The 19457-nt window shown below is 53.7% G+C and carries 16 protein-coding genes; 4 read left to right on the top strand and 12 right to left on the bottom strand.

Annotated features, from left to right (window positions below):
- Window positions 1-2 precede the first annotated feature (2 nt).
- Window positions 3-884 carry a DNA-binding transcriptional regulator HcaR gene (hcaR, locus tag OGY83_RS11890; protein WP_079939488.1) on the top strand — a complete coding sequence of 294 codons (882 nt, stop codon included), beginning with the start codon at window positions 3-5 and terminating at the stop codon, window positions 882-884.
- 4 nt (window positions 885-888) lie between these two features.
- Here the strand turns inward: hcaR and OGY83_RS11895 are convergent, their stop codons facing one another.
- The 4 genes from OGY83_RS11895 to OGY83_RS11910 all read right to left on the bottom strand — a co-directional run bounded on the left by OGY83_RS11895 (window position 889) and on the right by OGY83_RS11910 (window position 5844).
- Entirely contained in the window at window positions 889-1971 is a 1083-nt protein-coding gene (locus OGY83_RS11895; protein WP_079939489.1) for a fimbrial protein, read from the bottom strand.
- The gene (locus tag OGY83_RS11900) at window positions 1962-4457 is read right to left on the bottom strand and encodes a fimbria/pilus outer membrane usher protein (RefSeq protein ID WP_079939490.1); all 2496 of its coding nucleotides are present in this window, start codon (window positions 4455-4457) and stop codon (window positions 1962-1964) included. Before OGY83_RS11900 ends, OGY83_RS11895 begins: the two co-directional genes overlap by 10 nt.
- Window positions 4458-4503: 46 nt before the next feature.
- A complete protein-coding gene (locus tag OGY83_RS11905; RefSeq protein ID WP_286635939.1) occupies window positions 4504-5196 on the bottom strand; it encodes a fimbrial biogenesis chaperone in 693 nt (230 codons plus the stop codon).
- Window positions 5197-5271: 75 nt separating this feature from the next.
- Window positions 5272-5844 (bottom strand): fimbrial protein, encoded by a 573-nt coding sequence (locus tag OGY83_RS11910; RefSeq protein ID WP_079939492.1) that lies wholly within the window; start codon window positions 5842-5844, stop codon window positions 5272-5274.
- A gap of 492 nt (window positions 5845-6336) precedes the next feature.
- On the opposite strand from OGY83_RS11910, the gene OGY83_RS11915 reads away from it, so the two are divergent.
- A complete protein-coding gene (locus OGY83_RS11915) occupies window positions 6337-7485 on the top strand; it encodes a 3-phenylpropionate MFS transporter (protein WP_079939493.1) in 1149 nt (382 codons plus the stop codon).
- Here OGY83_RS11915 and csiE read toward each other — a convergent pair.
- From csiE to OGY83_RS11950, 7 genes are all read right to left on the bottom strand, one after another.
- Window positions 7480-8757, bottom strand: coding sequence for a stationary phase inducible protein CsiE (csiE, locus tag OGY83_RS11920; RefSeq protein WP_286635940.1), 1278 nt, complete (start codon window positions 8755-8757; stop codon window positions 7480-7482). The two genes, OGY83_RS11915 and csiE, sit on opposite strands and share 6 nt — an antisense overlap.
- Before the next feature lie 960 nt (window positions 8758-9717).
- Entirely contained in the window at window positions 9718-10317 is a 600-nt protein-coding gene (locus tag OGY83_RS11925) for a KpsF/GutQ family sugar-phosphate isomerase (protein WP_191234883.1), read from the bottom strand.
- Window positions 10314-11951 carry an FGGY-family carbohydrate kinase gene (locus tag OGY83_RS11930; protein WP_079939497.1) on the bottom strand — a complete coding sequence of 546 codons (1638 nt, stop codon included), beginning with the start codon at window positions 11949-11951 and terminating at the stop codon, window positions 10314-10316. Before OGY83_RS11930 ends, OGY83_RS11925 begins: the two co-directional genes overlap by 4 nt.
- 17 nt (window positions 11952-11968) lie before the next feature.
- Window positions 11969-12922: an ABC transporter permease gene (locus OGY83_RS11935; protein WP_003037658.1), complete on the bottom strand. Its 954-nt coding sequence runs from the start codon at window positions 12920-12922 to the stop codon at window positions 11969-11971.
- 1 nt (window position 12923) lies between these two features.
- The gene (locus OGY83_RS11940; protein ID WP_079939498.1) at window positions 12924-13913 is read right to left on the bottom strand and encodes an ABC transporter permease; all 990 of its coding nucleotides are present in this window, start codon (window positions 13911-13913) and stop codon (window positions 12924-12926) included.
- Window positions 13906-15414 carry a sugar ABC transporter ATP-binding protein gene (locus OGY83_RS11945; protein ID WP_286635941.1) on the bottom strand — a complete coding sequence of 503 codons (1509 nt, stop codon included), beginning with the start codon at window positions 15412-15414 and terminating at the stop codon, window positions 13906-13908. Before OGY83_RS11945 ends, OGY83_RS11940 begins: the two co-directional genes overlap by 8 nt.
- A 103-nt stretch (window positions 15415-15517) precedes the next feature.
- Complete coding sequence (locus OGY83_RS11950; protein ID WP_003037665.1) at window positions 15518-16501, bottom strand: autoinducer 2 ABC transporter substrate-binding protein; 984 nt, start codon at window positions 16499-16501, stop codon at window positions 15518-15520.
- 420 nt (window positions 16502-16921) lie between these two features.
- On the opposite strand from OGY83_RS11950, the gene OGY83_RS11955 reads away from it, so the two are divergent.
- Both OGY83_RS11955 and OGY83_RS11960 read left to right on the top strand, forming a co-directional pair.
- Entirely contained in the window at window positions 16922-17560 is a 639-nt protein-coding gene (locus OGY83_RS11955; protein ID WP_194212442.1) for a DUF1007 family protein, read from the top strand.
- Window positions 17551-18531 (top strand): nickel/cobalt transporter, encoded by a 981-nt coding sequence (locus OGY83_RS11960; protein ID WP_286635942.1) that lies wholly within the window; start codon window positions 17551-17553, stop codon window positions 18529-18531. Before OGY83_RS11955 ends, OGY83_RS11960 begins: the two co-directional genes overlap by 10 nt.
- Before the next feature lie 72 nt (window positions 18532-18603).
- On the opposite strand, the gene suhB is transcribed toward OGY83_RS11960, so the two are convergent.
- The gene (gene suhB / locus OGY83_RS11965) at window positions 18604-19407 is read right to left on the bottom strand and encodes an inositol-1-monophosphatase (protein ID WP_003037670.1); all 804 of its coding nucleotides are present in this window, start codon (window positions 19405-19407) and stop codon (window positions 18604-18606) included.
- Between the last annotated feature and the right edge of the window lie 50 nt (window positions 19408-19457).

The following is a 19457-nucleotide window of genomic DNA, read 5'->3' on the forward strand; positions in this document are numbered from 1 at the left end:
GCATGGAACTGAGGCACTTACGCTATTTCGTAGCGGTGGCGCAGGCGCTGAATTTCACCCGAGCGGCAGAAAAGCTGCATACCTCTCAGCCGTCGTTAAGCAGCCAGATCCGCGATCTGGAAACGTGCGTGGGCGTTCCGTTGCTGGTGCGGGATAAACGAAAAGTTGCGCTGACGGCGGCGGGAGAGTGCTTTTTACAAGATGCACTGGCGATCCTCGAACAGGCGGAAAACGCCAAAGTTCGTGCCCGTAAAACGGTGCAGGAAGATAATCATTTCGCCATCGGTTTTGTCCCTTCCGCAGAGGTGAATCTGCTACCGAAGGTGCTGCCTCTGTTTCGTTTAAAACAGCCTGATACACACATTGAGCTGGTGAGTCTGATCACCACCGAGCAGGAAGAGAAGATCCTCTGCGGAGAGCTGGATGTGGGCTTAATGCGCCACCCGGTGTACAGCCCGGATCTCGATTATCTGGAGCTGATTCATGAACCGTTAGTAGTGGTTTTACCGGTGAACCATCCGTTAGCTAATGAGCAAGTAATCTCCGCAGAACAACTACACGGCGTGAATTTTGTCAGCACCGATCCGGCCTACTCCGGCGCGTTAGCGATGATTGTCAAAAACTGGTTTCAGCAGCAAAAAAGCCAGCCCAACATTGTGCAGGTGGCAACCAACATTCTGGTGACCATGAACCTGGTCGGTATGGGGCTGGGGGTGACTTTGATACCCGGTTATATGAATAATTTTAATACCGGGCAGGTTGTTTTCCGTCCTATTGTTGGCGATGTTCCGACCATTGCGCTGTTGATGGCGTGGAAAAAAGGCAAGCTGAAGCCCGCCCTGCAACATTTTATCGAACTGGTTCAGCACCAACCGATGATATGAGCTGTTATTTCACTAAAACGGTGATGGTCGCAGTACCGCTAATTTTACCGGGGGCTGGCGTGCCGCCGAGCAGATTAATCGGCCAAGCCTCCAGGTTGATGGTACCCCGACCGGAAGCATCGATACCGATAAACCCACTTGTGAACGGAATACTGATGTTGACACCGTTGATACGAGCCATTCTCACGCCGATGTCCGGGGTGTTATCGGCTTCCCGACGGCGGGCGACTAATGTGTACTGATCAATCACATCATCGCCATCAATCCTCATTTCCATGTCATTTTTAATACTTGAGGTATCGCCGCAGTCATACTGAATGTCAAAACTGACCGGCGTATAGCCGTCCGGCATTTGGTTTTTGGTAGTGAAACGGCTGGCGTTGATAAAACCAAGATCGACCTGAATCACGTCCCCTTGGTTTATTTTACAGCTCTGAGGCACGGTGATGCTTCCCTGGATGCGCAACTCGGCGATTTCTTCCATGCTGCTTATTGGCGGGGTGCTGGACGAATTGCTCCATCCGGCCTGTACTGAGGCGACTAGCGTGTTCGGAATCACCAATTCACCTAAGAAGGGTTTGGTGACGTACAGCGTAAAACGAGTACTTGCGCCAATCGTCACCGGTGCAGCGCGGGTCTCCGCCGGATCGGCGGTACACACGCTGCCTTTGCTGCTGCTGGTGCTGTAAGAGCCACTTTCCTTGATGGGCTTAGCGTTCTGCGGTGTGATGGCCGTAGCACCGGGAATATCATCAACTTCGACTTTAATATCCAGATTATCATTCAGATGGTAAAACTCGCTGAGTTTATCGTTTCCAGATAACGTGCTGGTGACCGTATAGAACAATGCCACTTTGCCACCCGCGTCACAGTTGCAATCTATTTGATAAGCATTACCTGAGAGCGGCGTCGGCAGATCCAGCGAGATTCCCGCGACATTCTGTGCTTGCGTCCAGTCGCTGGTTACATTGGCGTTAAAGCTGCCCGTTGCGGAGCAGGTCCCGGTCGCTGCGTAAACCGGGGCGATAGATAGCGCCAGCAGCGCGGTGGCAATTCCATTTTTTATCCACGGATTCTTTATTGACATAGTGCGTTCCCGTTTTGTATTGCGGCGCTGCGATCGGCATTATCCGGCAGACTGAAGGTGAAATGGCACTGTTGATCAGGCTGATTACCCCAGCGCACGGCCCAGTTCTGTGGTTGATTGTTCACGCCAGTGATATACAGCACACCGCCTTCATCGACGATGCTTTGTTGCGTCTGGCTGCTGGCTACTGCGCCGAAGGGCAGCGCTTTTCCTCGTGCATCGACGAGTTTTAGCAGCACGCGGTAGCCGGTCTGAGCAATAAAGTGCGCCGTTACGGCAGCACCGCGATTAGGCACCACGGTGCGCACCGTTTCGGTGACGTCGACGTTATCCGGCATCATAGTGGTATCAAGAGAGATGGCGTTTTCCTGATACGCAGTCAGATAGGGGATCACGGCATAGCCAAAATAGTCGGTGGCAATGCCGGGGTAGTTTTTCACCCGGATACCTGCCGCGCCGTTGGCGTCAATTAGCGCAAAGGCATTACCCAGCGACTGCGACAGGGTCACGCCGTGGCTATGGGCGACAATACCGCCAGAGAGGCCGTAGCTCATCTGACGGCTATCGCTGCTATAGTCGTAGCCGGCACTCATGGTGCCATAGGCAGAACGATAGCTGCCGTACAGGCTGCTGCTATCTTCACCACCACCTTCGTTCTGCCGTTGCTTCAGGTTATAGGTCAGCCGACGGTCCTCCAACAGCGAACCGTTGATGCCCACTTCGTGCTGAGTTGCGCGATCTCGCTGAACGGTGGTACGCCATGTTGCCTGTGCATGTGACAGCCAGCGATCCAACGGTACGCTCAGGCTGAGCGAAAGCGTACGGTCATTGTCTCTGTCCTGCGAATCGGTAAACTGGCCGCTGAGGTTATAGCTCACGCCCCACAAATTACCGTTCAGACCGATGGACAGGTTTTTATCCTGTCGCCCGCGATCCCAGTACTCCTGCTGCGAGCCGGAGGCGTAGAAGCTGATGTCGGCAAATAGCGACTGGTTGACGGTGAACTGAGCTTCATTGCGCAGGCGGTCACCGGCATTGATATCCTTCTGGTTGGCATCGGAGAAGTTGAAATAACCGCTGTTGGTGTAGCGGTAGTAGCTTAGTGACACGCTGGTGCCGCTTTCTGGTAGATCTTTGATGTACTGGGTGCGCCAGCTGTAGCCGCGATAGTTTTCATTGTTATCAAGCCGGGCGTCCGCGCGGCTGACGTCCATCGACACTGCCCCCAGTACACCGAGCGTAGAGCCGATTCCTAGCGCCAGGCCCCGGTAATCCTGCGAGACGTTCAGACCACCGTATAGCGTGAACGCGTTGTTCAGGCCATAGCTGGCGGTGCTTTCAAGGAACTCAGGCTCGTTGCTATCCTGCGAACTGGCGGCGCGAAACCGTCCGGCGGTGATGCTGTATTTTAAATACCCTGGTCTTTGCATCTGCGGCAGTGCGGAGAATGGTTGGACGAAATGGCGTATGCTGCCGTCGGCTTCTTCGATAGTAACGTCTAAGTCACCGCTGAACGCAGAAGGGTAGAGATCGTCGATTTCAAAAGCTCCCGCCGGAACGCTGCTTTGATACAGGGTGTAACCGTTTTGCCGTACCGTGACGATAGCGCTGGAGTTCGCAATGCCGCGAATGGTCGGCGCAAAACCGCGCTGGCTGTTGGGCAGCATGGTTTCATCGGAGTAGATTCGTGCGCCGGTAAACTGATAGCTGGAGAACACTGAGCCTTCTGTCGCGCTTTGTCCTATCACTAACTGGGATTTCAGACTTTTGATATCTCGTTGCAGCCAGCTATTAATGCTATCCCAGTGGGCGTCGTTATTGTTATGCGTCCAAGTGGAATAGTTACGTAGCCGCCATGGACCTATATTGGCGCCATTCTGCATATTCAAATACTGCCGCTGGTTGTTATCGTTGTCGTACTGGTTTTGTGAACCGCTAAAGTTGTAGTTGGTGAACAGAACCGGCGTCCCGTTGTCCCAGCGCGCGGGATCAACATAGCCGCGGGCGTCACGGTAAAGGGCAATCTGCGGCACGCTGAGATTCAGTCGACTATGGTTGATATCAAATTGCGAGACGCTGCCGGGAATCACTTGCGCCAGATTGGCAATTATCGTGGCGTTGTCCTGCTCCTCCAGTTGCGGATAGTTGTCGATTTTAAAGCCCAGTTCACGAAGTTGCCCGAGGGTGAACTGAGGGATCAGTTGTCGGTTTTTACCGGCAATGAACGGAAGCTTACGCTGGACGGTTTTCTTGTTGTTTATATACACATCAACAATATACTCGCCTGGAAGTTGGGCGTTATTTTGCGAAAACACCGCCAGATCTACCGCCTGCTGACCGCTCTTCTCCGTTTCCAACAGGGCAGGATCAAAGTAGAAATCACCGGCCCAGACATGGCCGGAGGCCAGACATCCGTTGATGATTACACAGTGCAGCCAGAAGGCGAGCGGCTTCACGGCTGATAAATGCGGCGTTCTTTGCACCATTTTGCTTGTCATTCCCTGAGAGCTATTATTTTTCGTGAGGCGCAGCTTATTGTAGTGTCCGGATTTCCGTCTTAGTGGCGCCGCCGTAGTCGTTGATGGCAGCCCACTGCACCGTTTTCCCTGCGGCAGCGGGGACCGCAAGCCGCTTATGCTCGCCGGGAGCGATATAGTCGATTTTATTAGTGAGATCGGTTTTCCCTAACGCCAGACCGGCAAATACGATGTGATAAGCCGATGGGTTATATATATCTAACTCATTATTGCTATATTTATATTCGAGAGATTTATAAGCATCGTAGGGCTTGCCGACTAAATTCGTAGGGCGATAGAATAGTTTTATTCGCGTTTTAAATACCAGTGTCAGCATATTATTATTTGTGTCGTCTGATTGTTTTTTGGCCGGAATGGCGCGAACGTTAATAAAAAATAGTGACTCTTTATCATTAATGATATTTTTAGGTGATTTTATTATTCGCAATGATGAATCGCTGTTGGCATCGAGGCGGAAAAGTGGCGGCGTAATAATGAAAGAGCCGCGCTCAGTTCCCTGTGCATTGTCGACCCACGACTGCAATAAATAAGGCAGATTCTCGCTGCGGTTTGCCACCGGCAGTGCGGCTTCTTTTTTCCCAGCATCGTAGATGACGCGAGTTCTCTCCAGCACAATCCCGCCAGCCAGGCACTGACTAACCCAGCCGCCCAGCAGCATCGATAATACGAGAATAGTGTGTTTTTTCATCACAGTCACTCTTAACCAGTATCAGAAAGCGTCCCTTTTCATCCTTGTGGGGAGAAAAGAGACGGCGTGTGGGGATTAGCGGTAGTCGATGGTGACGTCAACGCTGGCGTTGGCTTCCCCTGGTGTGATCTGTGGAGAGGTGACGGTAGACACATAGTAAGCTTGCAGCCCTACCGTCGCCGTGCCGTCTGCTTCAGGTGTGAAGCTGATTTTTGGTCCGGTGAGCTTATTCAGCGACATTTGCTTGCCGTCGCTGGCTCTGTCGATACGAATACCCACGCCGGTTGCGGCGGTATCCAGGCTGGTAGGGGCGACCAGATTGTCGAAGCCAACCACGGTACCGCCAGCGCGCGTTTCCAGCCATAGTTGGAACGAGTTGTCCGTAGTGCCATCAACGTGCTCCCACGGAGTGGTCGGGCAGTTTTTTAACGGAATATCAACCGGAATTGCCGGGGAACGATCACCGACTTCCTTAAACTGGTTAGCGGCGTAATGGCCCAGTTCCACGTTGATGACATCACCATTGGCGAATTCACAGGTGTTGGTTAGAATTTCACCCGTAAATTCAATGGTACCGTCCGTCGCCCATGCGCTTCCCGCAGAAAGTATTAGCAGACTAGCTGTTATAGATTTTGTGATTTTGTTCATTAAATTCCCTCTTATCTGATAATAGTATCGGTAATTAAATTTTTGAAAATACGCAGATTAAATTTAATTACGGGGTAATGGTATTCGATATACGCTGGTAGTCATATTACGGAGTGAAATTTTCAGATTATATTTATTAATAATAAAAGAATTATCTGTTGTGTTGTTAAATAACATTAAATTATTGAGAGAACGAAGTATTGTAAGCACGAATGTTGGCTGCACAAGTATATACTTGTGATGATATTAAATGTTTTGATATTCAGTTGAGTGTTATTTTCTAAAACCCATTCCCTTCATTGTATTACTGTTTTTCATCCCATTATATTTTCTGCTTAAAAATCATACAGATATAAACGATTGCGGATGCATATGGCAAGCTGTGTTGATTAAAGGTGATGTTTGTCACAATTATCTCGTAAATGTGAACGGTAGTACTCTTCAGAATGTGGTTTGAGTCATTAGACTAGGGCTTCCAAAACGGGAGGACCCATGGCTTTGCATTCCACGCGCTGGCTGGCGCTCGGTTATTTCACCTACTTCTTTAGCTACGGTATCTTTCTGCCTTTCTGGAGCGTCTGGCTCGAAGGGCTGGGGCTGACGCCGGAAACCATCGGTTTACTGCTGGGGGCGGGGCTGATTGCCCGTTTTCTCGGTAGTTTGCTGATTGCGCCGCGTGTGAGCGATCCCTCTCGGCTGATCTCAGCGTTACGTATTCTGGCTCTGTTGACGCTGGTGTTTGCGCTGGCCTTCTGGGCAGGAACCAACGTGGCGTGGCTGATGGTGGTGATGGTCGGCTTTAACCTGTTTTTCTCACCGCTGGTACCGCTGACCGACGCGCTGGCCAACACCTGGCAGAAACAAATCACCATGGATTACGGTCGGGTGCGACTGTGGGGATCCGTGGCTTTTGTGATCGGCTCTGCGTTAACCGGCAAGCTGGTGAGCCTGTTTGACTATCGGGTGATCCTGGTCCTGCTATCGCTTGGCGTCGCCTCGATGTTGCTGGGCATGATGATTCGCCCGAGCGTGCAGCCAGCGGGTGAAAACCGTCAGCAAGAGAGCGCTGGATGGCCCGCCTGGCGAGCGCTGATAACCCAGAGCTGGCGTTTTCTTGCCTGCGTGAGTCTGCTACAGGGTGCGCATGCTGCGTATTACGGTTTCAGCGCCATCTATTGGCAGTCTGCCGGATATTCCGCTTCTGCGGTGGGCTATTTATGGTCATTAGGCGTGGTGGCGGAGGTGATTATTTTCGCGCTTAGCCACAAGCTGTTCCGTCGCTTCAGCGCCCGCGATCTGCTGCTGCTTTCCGCCGTTTGCGGGGTGGCGCGTTGGGGATTGATGGGCTGGAGCACCGAGCTGCCGTGGCTGATCGTGGTGCAAATTCTCCATTGCGGAACCTTTACCGTCTGCCACCTGGCGGCAATGCGTTATATCGCGGCACGCCAGGGGAGTGAAGTTATTCGTTTGCAGGCGGTGTATTCCGCGGTGGCGATGGGCGGCAGTATCGCCATCATGACCGTATTCGCCGGCTATCTGTACCAGAATCTGGGCAGCGGCGTGTTTTGGGTGATGGCGCTGGTGGCGCTCCCGGCAATCGTTCTGCGTCCGAAGGTGGTGGCGCAGCCTGCAACGTTATGATTCGAGGATTTTGCGGATCTGCTGCTGCTGATGCGGCGTAAGCGCCAGATCCGCATGAATCAACGGGGGTGAAAACAGCGGTAGCGGCGTGGTGTACGGCGTAATAATCAGCGTTACACCGCGCGGAGCCCCCTCTTTTTGAAAGTCCTGCATCGGCATATGTTTTACGTTGAGCGGCAGCAGCGTCAGTTCGCGCAGCTGTTGCTCTATATGCACTTCAAGTTGTTCGTTACTACCGGTCAGCAGGATGATCTGCTTTTCGTGCAAATCCTTCTCCTGCATCAGCCAGGCACCGAAAATTACGGCCACCAGCCCAATCTCTTCTTCTGAAAACTGTACATCGTATTCCGCTTCAAAGCCGTGAATCGCCTCGCGGGTAGTACGAACCAGCCGGGGGTAAAGTCGGCTGAACTCCTCCGGCAGCGTGTTATCAATGCCGATGGCAAACACGCTGCGGTTCAGTGCCTGAGCCAGGTGGATATACAGCTGGTCATTCAGCCCTTGCTCATCGCTGAAGCGCACGTTGCCATACTCGCGAAAACGCAGCACCAGCCGCGCAATAGCAAGACGCAGGCGGCGATCCTGCTGGTGATTATCGCGAATCGGGTCGGGGATGCGGAGCATTGAGAACAGCAACGCCATAAACAGTGATTCGCCTGGCGGCGCACTTTGCATGACGTGGCGCTGCCAGTGACGGCCAATTTCCTCGGCAAGCGGATATTCCGCACAGGATTGCGCCCAGCGTTGCTGGAGTGGGTTAAATTCCGGGGTGATCCCCGCGTGGTGCTGTAGCAGGCAATACTGTAAATACAGGCGCAGGAACTGGATGTCACGGCACTCAAACGGCTTCTGCAAGCGCCGGGAACACAGATTAATGAGCGCATGTAGGTTGGTGTCGTCATACAGCGTACGTGCGATACCCCGTTGTTTAAGTTCCGCTTTTAACGCCGGGGTAAACTGCTGGGCGATAAAGGCAGGGCAAATCCGCAGACCACGGCGCAGCCATTGCAACAGACACAGACGTTGATTTAGTGGGGTTCCTTCGATCGTATAGCCACCATTCTGCGCGGTGGCTATCGCGAGTCGGTGATAGCGCTGGATTTCGAGCCCTGCGCCAATAATATCTTCCTGAACCGTGGCATCATCCACGCCATTAAGACTGCTGAAAGTTTGCGCAGTCGTGATTTGCCCTGGCAGGAAAAGCGTCAGCAGCACCTGGCAACGGCGCTGGGGAGCGGAAAGTACAGATGGTGGGGCAAGCGTTGACATCATCTGTAGGATCTCCCGTGAGTATGTTTGATAAGAATAGCTAAAGTTTGCTCATAGATTTTGAGAATGGAATGCTTTCCACCAGGAATGCAGGGGAGCGTCACAGAATTTTTAACGTGCGGAACAGATAGCGGTAGTGGAACGCAGCGCGTTAATCCGCTTTTTCACTGTTTTATCTTTTGGTTAGATATAAAAAAATCGGCAGATTGCGCAATGACGTACTGTTAATGCTCCTGTATCAACATATGTTGGCGGAGCATAATGAATATGTTTTCTCCGAGAAAAGGTTCCGTTCACCTTATGTTCATCGCTTCTCTGTACACTGAACGGCAGTGAACGTGTTAAGGGTGCTATCGCCGCACCCTTAACAATCCCGGCTCCCGGCGGGAAAATTGCCGCTCCGCGGTTCCCTCCGCTTATTCCTCCTGGCTACAGGGCCGGGCGCGATGTAACGTCCCTGTAAAGCGCGCCCTGAGCCAGCATCCATGCTGGCTCTCCCGGCCTTACGGAAACAAGTCGGCAATTTTCAGCCGGACCAGCTCACACCCCACCTTCTGCGTTTTTTGTTAAAACAGCAAAACAGATTTAACTGAAAGTCAGAGCGTTGAAGCGATGACCCCGGCCCGGCTGAAAATCGATGAGGCGTTGACGGCTGACCGGGACTGCCCGCAGGGATGCGGGCAGAGGGGACGGCCTGCATGGATGCAGGCTCGGCCCCGACCCGACAGGCAGGCGGAATAAGACGAATAGCTCGCGCAGCGACGATTTTCCCGCCGGGAGCCTGGGATGCAAGGGAGGCGGCGGTGAGCCTCCCTTGCACGTTCACGGGTATAGCGATATCAGAGAAGCGATGCACATAAGGTGAACGGAAACTTATTCAGAGTAAAACGTTCTCCCTACATGTTTAACTGACCGCCATTACACTTGCAAATAGGGGGGGGGTAAAAAGAGCGCTGTCTGGCGTTACTTACCACGGCTCAGCGTTAATCCCACATCACCGCCTGGATGCACAGACAACAGCGTCTCCTTCGAGTAACCGCTTTCGCTCATCAGGCAGGCGCAGGCGGCGTCAAAGATAGCCAGCACCAGTAAAATAGATGTGGTGGCCAACATATTCAGCGGGTCGGCCTCACGCTGGACGCCAGTGGAAATCACCAGCCTCGACGCTTTAGCAATGGCTGAATCGGCGTTTTCAGTCACGCTCAGAATCGACACATTTCGCGCAGCCAGTCCGGGCAGCAACCGAGTGAGTTCATCCGAATTGCCCCCACGCGACAGCATAATCACCAGGTCGTCGGCACGTAAAAAACCGAGATCGCCATGTGCCGCGTCCGTCGCGTTGAGGTAGATCGCCGGACGTTCAACGCACGCAAGCATATGCGCCACTTTACGCGCCGCAATGCCGGAGGTACCGACGCCGGTGACAACGATTTTCCCCTGACAGCCGCGCAGCTCCGCCATCAGCGACTGCCAGAGAGGTTCAGTCAGATGCTGCCCCAGACCCGCCAGGGCATCGCTATAGAGCTGAAATACGCCGGTAGCCTGAGACCAGGAGTTGCTCATGCGTCCTCCTGCATCAACTGGCGATATTTCATATGATCCTGATACATCTCGTGGAATACCCGATATTTGCGATCGTAGTACTGCTTAATGCGATTAGTCTGCGGGGTGACCGTTTTCCCAATCCGGCTCATCGCCGACATCGCTTCCGGGAAGGTTTCGAATACGCCCGCGGCGATAGTTCCCATCATGGCGCCACCCAGCAGCATGGCTTCGCTCTCTTCAGGCAGCAGCATGGCGCAGCCGGTGGCGTTGGCATGTTCCTGAACGAAGATCGGGTTTTTCGTCCCGCCGCCGCTGGCCATTATCGTATCGATGGTGTAGCCGCTTTGATTCATCGTTTCAATGATATGGCGGGTTCCCAGCGCAATGGCCTGGATGGTCGCAAGGTACTGTAGCGCCATATCTTCCGGCGTACGTGACAGCTTCAGTCCGGTGATTGCGCCCGTGAGCGTTGGGTTAGCTCGCGGCGAGCGGTTGCCGTGGAAATAGGGCAGGATGTGCATATCGCGGGTTAAAAATGCGATATCTTCCGGCTCACCGGCCATTTTACGCAACAGCGCATTCAGCACTTCGTAAATGGTTTGCCCCTGAGATTTAGCCTGCGTCAGCAGGGTTTCGTAGCAAGGATGCGACTGAATAACGTGGTCGATTAACGCCCCGGTTGCCGACTGTCCACCTTCGTTAAGCCAATATTCCGGCAGCACGGCTGAGTAGTAAGGACCCCAGACGCCGCCGATAAAACGCGGCTCTTTGGAAATCGCCATGTGTCCGGTGGAGGTGCCGCCAATCAGCGCGATACGACGGTCAAAATCCGCCACCTCGCCGGAAACACCGCTTGCCCCGAGCGTGCCGAGGGTACCGGCGTGGGCATCGATGATCGAGACGCTGACCGCGGTCCCCGGAATCAGCCCCATTTCGCTGGCGGCGCGCGCAGACAGCCCGTGACCGAGCGGTTCCCCCATGGTTTTCACGTAGCGACCAATTTTGGCAGCATCATGCTCCAGCAAATCTTCCAGCCCAATCTGGCGGAAATAGCTGGCATCCCATTTGTCTTCATGGCCCATATAGGTCCATTTACACACCGTCGAACACAATGAGCGCGTGTCATCGCCCGTTGCGCGCCAGGTCAGGAAATCGGGCAGGTCAAAGTAGTAGCCCGCATTGGCCCAGGTGTTGGGCATATGTTGCTTCAGCCACAGCAGTTTTGGCGTCTGCATTTCCGGGGAGATAATACCGCCAACGTAGTCCAGCACCCGATGATGCAGAGCGTTGATGCGTTCGGCCTGGGTAATGGCGCGGTGATCCATCCACACAATGATGTTCTGTTCGCTGCGCCCGGACGGGCTGATGGTCAGCGGTTTACCTTCTTTGTCCAGCACCACCAGTGAACAGGTCGCGTCAAAGCCCAGACCTTTCACCTGGATAGGGTTGATATCCGACTGGTTAATCGCATCGCGAACCGCGTTACACACTGCCTGCCAGATGTTATCGGAAGACTGCTCAACAAAATCGGCCTGCGGGCGGTAAATCTCGATGGCCCGACTGGCCTGACCGACCATTCTGCCGTTGAGATCAAACACGCCAGCACGGGCGCTTCCGGTTCCGACATCCACACCAATAAAGTAACTTGCCATAATTTTTTCTCCTGAAATCAGGCTTTACGATTCTGTAATGCGATAAAGAGGATCAGCACCGCGCCCCACAGCGCCATCGTCAGATAGCTGCTGACCCCCAGCAAGTTAAGGCCGCTTTCCAGCATTTGCAGCACAATCAGTGCCAGCACCAGGCCGATAATGCGCCCGAAGCCGCCATCCGGGTTGATACCGCCGAGGACGGAGGCAAGGATGGTGACCAGCAGGTAGGACTCACCGTATCCGGCTTTAGCCGAGTTGAATTTCGCCATCATCAAAATGGCGGCGACCCAGCCGAGCAGGGCCGAAATCACGTACACCGAAATTTGTACCCGTACGGTATTCACGCCGCTGTAGCGGGTAGCCTGTTCATTGGAACCAACGAGATACAGGCTGCGCCCAAGCGTGGTGTGTTCCAGCAGTACCCACAGCAGGATTGCCACCAGGAAAAAGAGCAGCAGCGCCACCGGAATACCGGCAATCGTGGCGTTACCAAGGTACTGAATGGCTGTCGGGAAACCGGAAATCACCGTCCCGTTGGAAAGCAGAATATTCAGCCCGGAGATAAGCGTCATCGTGCCGAGCGTGGCGAGAATAGGCGAGACCCCGACCCAGGCAATCAGCGCGCCGTTGAGCGTGCCGATGGCCACCGCCACGGCAGCGCCTGCCAGCAGCGCCAGTACCAGAAACAGCGGGTTATCCGGATGGGTGACGATAATCGCCGCCATCACCAGCGAGCAGGCGTTCGCCCCGGCAATAATCGACAGGTTAATGCCGCCGGTCAGCATGGTCATGCCCATCCCGAGGGCCAGCATGCCGAGGATTGGCAGCTGTGAGCCAATCGACTGGAAGTTAGCGACGCTGAAGAAACGACTGCCGAGCAGGGCCGAGAAAACCAGGGCGACGACCACAATAATCACGCATTGCAGACGAATGATGGCATCACCGGGTAAAAATCTGGCGATTGTTTTCATCTCAAAGCTCCCTTGCCAGTTTGCGTTTTTCGTTCCAGGCCGTGGCGCTGATGCTGACCAGGATAATGGCGCCGCTGAACACGGTGTGCCAGTAAGAGGAGACGCTGAGCAGCGTCAGACCATTTTGTAAGAAGGCCAGCAGAACCACGCCGAGCAGGGTCCCGGTCAATGTACCGCGCCCGCCGCTCATGCTGGTTCCGCCGAGTACTACCGCCGCCAGCACCGTCAGCTCAAAGCCGAGCAGCGAATTGGGCGCAACTGACTGGGTGATTTGCGCCTGAACCACGGCGGCAACGCCAGCCAGAATACCCATGTAGCCATAGACGTAGAAATGCAGCTTCAGCAGATTCAGCCCCAGGCGCGAGGCCGCGTCGCGGTTGCCGCCCATGGCGTAAACCTGACGACCAAGACGGGTATAGTTCATCAGCACGGCGGTAAAGATGATCACCGCCGCCAGGCACAGCAGGGGCAGGGTCAAACCGTAGTCGTAGCCATCCGCTGCGGTGAACGAGAACCAGTTAATGCCGTTCATAAACCAGTCCGGGAAGCCGTACAACCAGGTGCCTTTAGTGGTGTAAACCAGCAGGCCGTAGTAGACGTTCAGCGTGGCGATGGTAATGATGATTGCCGGAACGCGCAGCCAGTAGACCAGGAAGCCATTAATCAGCCCAAGCAGCAGACCCACCGCAATGGCGATAATTAACGCCAGCGCGAAGTTGCCACCGTGGCCGATAACCCAACTGGCCATTGCATACTGGGCAATGGCAGTCATCGCCGGAAATGAGATGTCGATCCCGCCGGAAATTAGCACCACAAACAGCCCACAGGCCAGGATGCCGAGAATCGCGTAGCTGGTGGCCACATCCGTCAGGTTCCCCAAAGACAAGAACTCGTCGGTGCTGATGCTCAGCCCAACGGCAAGGGCTACAACCAGCAGGCCCAGCCAGAACTCATGTTGCCCGATTAAACGGGAGAGATGCATCTTACTCATTGATTACCTCGACCACTTCAGCAATCTCCTCTTCACGGCATTGATGAGGATTAAATTCCGCCACCAGCCTGCCGCGACGCATTACCAGCACGCGGTGGCTGTTGTAATACGCTTCCGGGATTTCATCGCAAATCATCAGCACCGCCATACCCTGTTCCGCCAAATCGCGGGCTATCTGGTAAATGCCCTCTTTGTTGGCGATATCCACGCCGACGGTAGGCGAGTCGAGGATCAGGATGCGGGGATTGGTCGCCACCCATTTGGCAATGGCGATACGCTGGGCATTACCACCGGAAAGGGTTTTGACCGGCAGGTGCGGATCGGACACTTTGATATTTAGTTCGCAGATTAAATCGGCGACCAGCTTTTGCGCTTTACGATGATCGAGCAGGCCGCTACCGGTGTGCAGTTGATCAAACACCGTGACGATGGTGTTGTCGTAGATCGACTGTTCCATGATCAGCCCCTGCGTCAGGCGATCTTCTGAGACATAGCCGATCCCGTGTTTGATGGCGTCATGGTTATTGCGCAGAGTAACCGGCTGGCCGTTAATGCGAATCTCGCCGCTTTCCGGGTGCGTCATGCCAAACAGGCTCAGACAAAGCTCAGTGCGTCCGGCCCCCAGCAGTCCGACAATGGAGACAATCTCGCCGCCGTGCAGCGACAGATTAATGTTCTGGTATTTACCTCTGCGGCTGAGGTTGCGCAGCTCAAGCAGAGGCTCTTGCTCAATAGCGGGCCTTTCCGGCAGTGGGCTGTAGTGGAAGCGTTGCCCAGTCATCAGGAAGGCCAGCTCGTGGCTGTCGAGTTCGCTGGCAGGGTATGTGCCCACCAGTTTGCCGTCGCGCATTACGCTGATGCGGTCCGCCACTTCCATTACCTCATCCAGACGATGGCTGACAAACACGACGCAAATTCCGGCCGCTTTCAGTTCATTAACTACCCGCAGCAGGCCATTAACCTCCTGGCGGGTTAGCGAGGCGGTGGGCTCGTCCATAATCACCAGACGCGCGTCGGCGGCTATCGCCCGGCAAATGGCGACCAGCTGTCGATCAGCAATTGAGAGTTTTTCAACTTTTTTATCGGGATCGATATTTACCCCGATACGTTTCATGGCTGCCAGCGCCTGCTGTTTCATGGCGCCACGACGCACCCAGATATCGCCACCGGGCAGATAGCGGTTGACCGCGATATTTTCTGCGACGCTAAAATTGGGGAACAACGACAGGTCCTGATAAATAACCTGAATGCCATAATGGGAAGAGAGCTGCGGCGTCAGGTGATGGAACAGTTTTCCGTCGAGTAAAATTTGCGCGCCTTTTTCCGGGTGATAAACCCCGGAGATCACTTTAATAATGGTACTTTTACCACAGCCGTTTTGACCCGCCAGACAGTGAACTTCGCCTTTTCTTAGCGTCAGATTCACGTTATCCAGCGCCAGCACGCCCGGGAATTGTTTGCTGATATTCTCAAGAGTGATAAATGCGGTGGTGTCTGCCATGGACAATACCCCTGCGCGCGTCCGGGGGGACGCTGAGTGTTAGTTTGGTTGATAGCGCCGACCAGACGGTCGGCGTTAAGGTTCCCTGGTGTTGGCTAAAGCCTTAGAAACCAAGTGATTGTGCGTTGTCTTTGGTGACTTCGAGGATCTTGTTAAAGCGGATCACTTTCTTCTCCGTGTCGATATCGGCTTTCCCTAAACCATCGATACTCAGATCGGCGTTCACTTCTTTGCCCTGCAACAGCTGATCGGCAACTGTTACCAGCGCGTAGCCCGCATCTTTTGGATCCCACAGCAGCGCTTTTTTGATATCACCGCGCATCAGATAAGGCGCAGCTTGAGCTGGCATGGCGATCCCGACGACGGCGATCTTATCTTTGGCGCGTTTTTTCTGCACAGCCTGACCTGCACCGATTGGACCCAGTGAGCCGAAGCCGATAATGCCCTTCATCTGCGGGTAGGTTTTCATCAGATCCAGCGTTGTGGCGTAGGATTTATCGATGCTTTCCGCGACCGGCAGGCGTGAAGTGACTTCGAACATTTCCGGATATTTTTCTTTCTGGTACTTAATTGCATAATCCGCCCACGCGTTATGCAGTGGGACCGTCAGCGAACCAACATAGATGGCATACCCGCCTTTGCCGCCCATATTTTTCGCTAACTCATCGACGTTGGCCTGGGCGTATTTTTCACTGTCGATGGTTTCGATATCCCACTGGCCAATTTGCTCATCCGGGGATTCGTGCGTCAGCACCACGATGCCTTTATCGCGCGCTTTTTTCAGTACCGGCTCAAGGACCTTGGCATCATTCGGCACCACGATGATCGCATTAACGTTTTTGGCGATCAGATCCTCAATCACTTTCACCTGCTGCGCCGGGTCCGGCGTTGAAGGCCCGGTCTGGTAAGCATTCACATCCAGTTTTTTTGCTGCTTCATTTACGCCGGTTTCCATCCGGTTAAACCATGGGATCCCGGTGACTTTGGCAACCACAGCAATTTCATATTTTTCCGCCGCAAAAGACGTGCCGGACAACATGCATGCAGAAACCAGGGTTGCACTGAGTAATGCGAGTTTGAATTTCATAGTTGTACCTTTCGTAGGGGGCAGGATATGTCACGGCGTGAAGTTAACAATGAATGGAAGAGGGAATGAATCATAAGTTTTATGAATGTGATCCATGTCCATTATTGTGAATTCATGGAAATAAAATAGTTAATAATTGGTTAAATTTGCATGGTTTTACATTCAAGCGTTCAAGTTAAGTGTTAATTAAATATTAAAATGAAACTATGAATTAACATTTTATTATCATTTGACTTAAGTTGTGACGCTGAAAAGGTGTTTGGGTGGAATTTCCCGAAGAAGAAATTATCGAAATTGAGAACTGAATCGATACCGGAAAAGGGTGCTCAATATTTTTTCGTTCAATGGTATCCTCAGCACTCTTTCGCCAAACCCGGCATCATTATTTGTGGCGGTGTGGATTTTCATCGTGGAGAACTCATGCAAGGCGTTAAACGTATCATTATCACGTTGTTTCTCGCTGTCCTGTCCTTTGGCGCAGGCGCGCATCCCCACAGCTTTATCCATCTGAAAACTGAGATAGTGAGCGAGAATGACCAGTTCGTCGCGCTGAAAATGCGCTGGACGATGGATGAAATTACCTCGGCGGATCTGCTTTACGATGCGGGGAATGCCAAACCTGGTGATGAGATCTGGAAGAAACTGGCGGCGGAAGTGATGGCCAACGTTCTCGGGCAGCACTATTTCACCGAAGTGTGGCACGACGGGCAAAAGGTAAAGTTTAAAAACAGACCGACGGAATATGGCATGGAGCGTGAGGAACATCAGGCGGTGCTGACGTTCATTCTACCTCTGGCCGAAGCTCAGCCGCTGAGTGGTCAAAAATATACCCTTTCAACCTTCGACCCGACCTACTACGTTGATATGAGCTATGACAAAGACAGCGACGCCAGGCTGGGGCAGGCCATAAGCCAGAAATGCCGTATTTCAGTACATACGCCGACGCCGAATGAACAAACTCTGAGCTTTGCGCAGTCGCTGGATAAAGAAGACGCCCCGCCGGAGGATATGGAGTTGGGTAAACAATTTGCACAGACGGTGACGCTGCAATGTCAGTAGTTTATCAACAACGCGCAGCCAGACGTCGCTGGCTGACGCTATGGCCGCTGGCGGTCTTTTTGCTGCTGGCGGCAGGCGGCATACTGTGGTTATGGCAGGCCTGGCCACAGGTGATGATGAAAAGTGTCGTCTGGCAGCGCGATGTTAATCAACAGATGAGTGGATTGCTGAAAGCGGTTGCCGCCAGTCCGACCCAGGCCGGGGGATCGCTGTTGTTGTTTAGTTTTCTCTACGGCGTTCTTCATGCGCTGGGGCCGGGACATGGAAAAATCGTCATTACTACCTGGCTGGCAACGCATCCCTCGAAGCTGAAGTCGAGTATTGGTCTGACGCTGGCCTCATCTTTATTGCAGGGGCTGGTCGCCATCGGGCTGGTGGTTGTGGTGCTCACCGTTTTGCAGTTGCCTGCACGACAGTTACATATGAGTAGCTTCTGGCTGGAGAAAGGGAGTTATGCGCTGGTTGGTGTGTTGGGCGTTTTATTGTGCGTCCGTGCGCTGAAGAAATTGCGCCAGCTGTTGCGTCGCCCCAAATTCACCGCCTTCACGCCGCACCATGTGCATCACGAGGGTTGCGACTGTGGGCATCAGCATTTGCCCGATCCTGAACAGTTGCAAAGCGGGGATGACTGGCGCGCCCGGCTGATGATCGTTTTGTCTATGGGGATGCGTCCGTGCTCGGGGGCAATCATGGTCTTACTGTTTAGCAAAGTGATTGGCGTTTTTAGCTGGGGTATGGCGTCAGCGCTGGCGATGGCGGCAGGAACCTCTTTGACGATTACGTCACTGGCTCTGCTGGTGCACAGTTTCCGCTCGCTGGCGGTGAAACTTAGCGGGCATAAAGCGCCGGTGCTGTGGCGACAGATTGGCTGGACGACGCTGGCATTAGCCGGTGGTGCGGTGCTGATTGCTGCTGCGGTAGTGATGTGGATGAGCGCGGTGCCGGTAGGACGAGGGATAAGGCCGTTTTAGGTTAGTGGGCGGTATGGTATGACTTGTAGGCCGGATAAGACGCGAAAGCGTCGCATCCGGCACCACAGCAGATTAACGCTTCAGCGCGTCGCTCAGTTCGTCACGCATGTTCGCCAGCATGGCTTTCACTACGCGCGGGTTACCTGCAACGATGTTGCCGGTCGCCAGGTAGTTATGGCCGCCGGTGAAGTCGCAAACCAGTGCGCCAGCTTCACGAGCAATCAACTCGCCCGCTGCGAAATCCCATGGTTTCAGACCGATTTCGAAGTAACCGTCAACGCGCGCAGCGGCAACGTATGCCAGATCCAGCGCAGCAGAACCGGTACGGCGGAAGTCAGCACACTCGGTGAACATCTTGCCAAGAATCTTCATGTAAGAAGCGGCGTGCTGTTTGGCTTTGAACGGGAAACCGGTGGCGATGATGGTGCCGTCCAGATCGCGGGCGGTGCTGCCACGCAGACGGTAGCCGTTCAGCTGTGCGCCCTGACCGCGAGTTGCGGTGAACAGTTCGTTACGCATTGGATCGTAAACAACGGCGACTTCAGTACGGCCTTTAATGCGTACTGCGATGGAAACCGCGAAGTGCGGCAGACGTTTTACGAAGTTGGTGGTGCCATCCAGTGGATCGATAACCCATTGAACATCCTGATCTTCACCAGCGTGTTCACCGCTTTCTTCGGTGATGATGGTGTGCTGTGGGTAAGATTTGCGAATTGTTTCGATAATAATCGCTTCGGCGGCTTTATCGACGTTAGTCACGAAATCATTGCTGCCTTTCTGGCTGGTTTCTACAGAGTCTGGTGTTTCGTAGTGTTTGGCAATTACATTACCCGCCTTGCGCGCTGCGCGCACGGCGATGGTCAGCATCGGATGCATCGGTCTCTCTCACTGGATGTTAAAGAACGGGAAAACGGCGCAGAGTATAG

It is taken from the genome of Citrobacter sp. Cpo090, assembly GCF_030332665.1.
Lineage (GTDB): Bacteria > Pseudomonadota > Gammaproteobacteria > Enterobacterales > Enterobacteriaceae > Citrobacter > Citrobacter portucalensis.